Source organism: Microcystis sp. M53603_WE2 (genome assembly GCF_030065435.1).
In genome coordinates, this window is record NZ_JASJFF010000551.1 from 1 (window position 1) to 1,452 (window position 1,452).

At 40.2% G+C, this 1,452-nt stretch carries 3 protein-coding genes; all 3 read left to right on the plus strand.

The genetic code is table 11. The features are described from left to right. The first annotated feature begins 184 nt into the window (after positions 1–184). From PX481_RS11460 to PX481_RS11470, 3 genes are read left to right on the plus strand one after another with little or no spacing between them, the layout of a single operon-like run. A complete protein-coding gene (locus PX481_RS11460) occupies positions 185–346 on the plus strand; it encodes a hypothetical protein (protein ID WP_288094606.1) in 162 nt (53 codons plus the stop codon). 17 nt (positions 347–363) lie between these two features. Continuing rightward, the gene (locus PX481_RS11465) at positions 364–552 is read left to right on the plus strand and encodes a type II toxin-antitoxin system HicA family toxin (protein WP_288094607.1); all 189 of its coding nucleotides are present in this window, start codon (positions 364–366) and stop codon (positions 550–552) included. 11 nt (positions 553–563) lie between these two features. Continuing rightward, a complete protein-coding gene (locus PX481_RS11470; RefSeq protein WP_002763050.1) occupies positions 564–860 on the plus strand; it encodes a type II toxin-antitoxin system HicB family antitoxin in 297 nt (98 codons plus the stop codon). Positions 861–1,452 lie beyond the last annotated feature (592 nt).

Sequence of the window (1,452 nt, forward strand, 5' to 3'; positions counted from 1 at the left end):
GAAAAGCGAAACCCAACACCCAACACCTAAATCCGTCTGAATCTTTTTGTTGGGTTTACTTGGGTGTATTGTTGGGTTTCGTGCCTCAACCCAACCTACGGTAGAAACCCAACAACCAACACCTAAATCCGTCTGAATCTTTTTGTTGGGTTTCCTTGGGTCAACCCAATCGACGATAATTGCTATGATTACTATAATCCGTAGTCGTGGTGATTTATATGCCGAATTAAAACAAACCGAAAAAGCAAAAATTGATCTACAACAAGCAGCTATATTATTCCGCCAACAGGATAATATGGCAACTTATGAAAAGGTGATGCAACTTTTACAACAATTAGGGGGGTGAAATAGAAATCATCAATTATGGAAAGTCGAGAAATTATCAAAAAACCGAAGGATGAGGGATGGTATCAAGTAGGTACAACAGGAAGTCATCATCATTTTAAACATCCCCATAAAAAAGGGAAAGTGACTGTTCCTCACCCTAAAAAGGATATTCCCCTTAAAACCCTAATCAGTATCGAAAAACAAGCCAGTATTAAATTACGATAAAGGAGAAATCAATGATTACTTATTTAGCCACCGTTCATAAAGATAACCATAGTGATTATGGGGTACAATTTTATGACTTTCCGGGTTGTATTAGTGCAGGAGAAACCATCGAAGAAGCGAAAAAAATGGCAACTGAAGCCTTAAAAGGTCATATTTCCTTCATGTTGGCAGATGGGGACGAAATTCCCACCCCTAGCACCCTCGAAACCATTTTAACCGACGCGGATCATCAAGATGCGATCGCTTTTCTGCTCATTGAGGTATCAGAAGCTATTTTAAACCATCAGGAATTGTGTGTAAAAAACTAGGTGCAGTCCCTAGCTTGGTTTGAGCGAATAAATATGTTCAAGAAAACCTCTCAATTCTCAGGGAAAGCGAAACCCAACAGCCAACACCTAAATCTGTCTGAATCTTTTTGTTGGGTTTCCTTGGGTGTATTGTTGGGTTTCGTGCCTCAACCCAACCTACTTTAGTTTCCTTGGGTGTATTGTTGGGTTTCCTTACGTCAACCCAACCTACAGTTTTGTAGAATCAATATGTTAAAGAAAACCTCTCAATTCTCAGGGAAAGCGAAACCCAACACCCAAAATCTAAATCTGTCTGAATCTTTTTGTTGGGTTTCCTTGGGTGTATTGTTGGGTTTCCTTACGTCAACCCAACCTACTTTAGTTTCCTTGGGTGTATTGTTGGGTTTCCTTACGTCAACCCAACCTACGGTAGTTTCCTTGGGTCTATTGTTGGGTTTCCTTACGTCAACCCAACCTACTTTAGTTTCCTTGGGTCAACCCAATCGACGGTAATTCAGCAATTCCAAATTCAGAATGTAGCAAGGAATACAGAATACAAAACGCTTTTGCCCTGTAGCTCCCCATCCAAAATCAAGAAGAATTAACGCGAGTA

Coding starts and splice junctions, on each gene's coding strand:
- PX481_RS11460 (WP_288094606.1), top strand. CDS start 185: ATGATTACTATAATCCGTAGTCGTGGTGATTTATATGCCGAATTAAAA.
- PX481_RS11465 (WP_288094607.1), top strand. CDS start 364: ATGGAAAGTCGAGAAATTATCAAAAAACCGAAGGATGAGGGATGGTAT.
- PX481_RS11470 (WP_002763050.1), top strand. CDS start 564: ATGATTACTTATTTAGCCACCGTTCATAAAGATAACCATAGTGATTAT.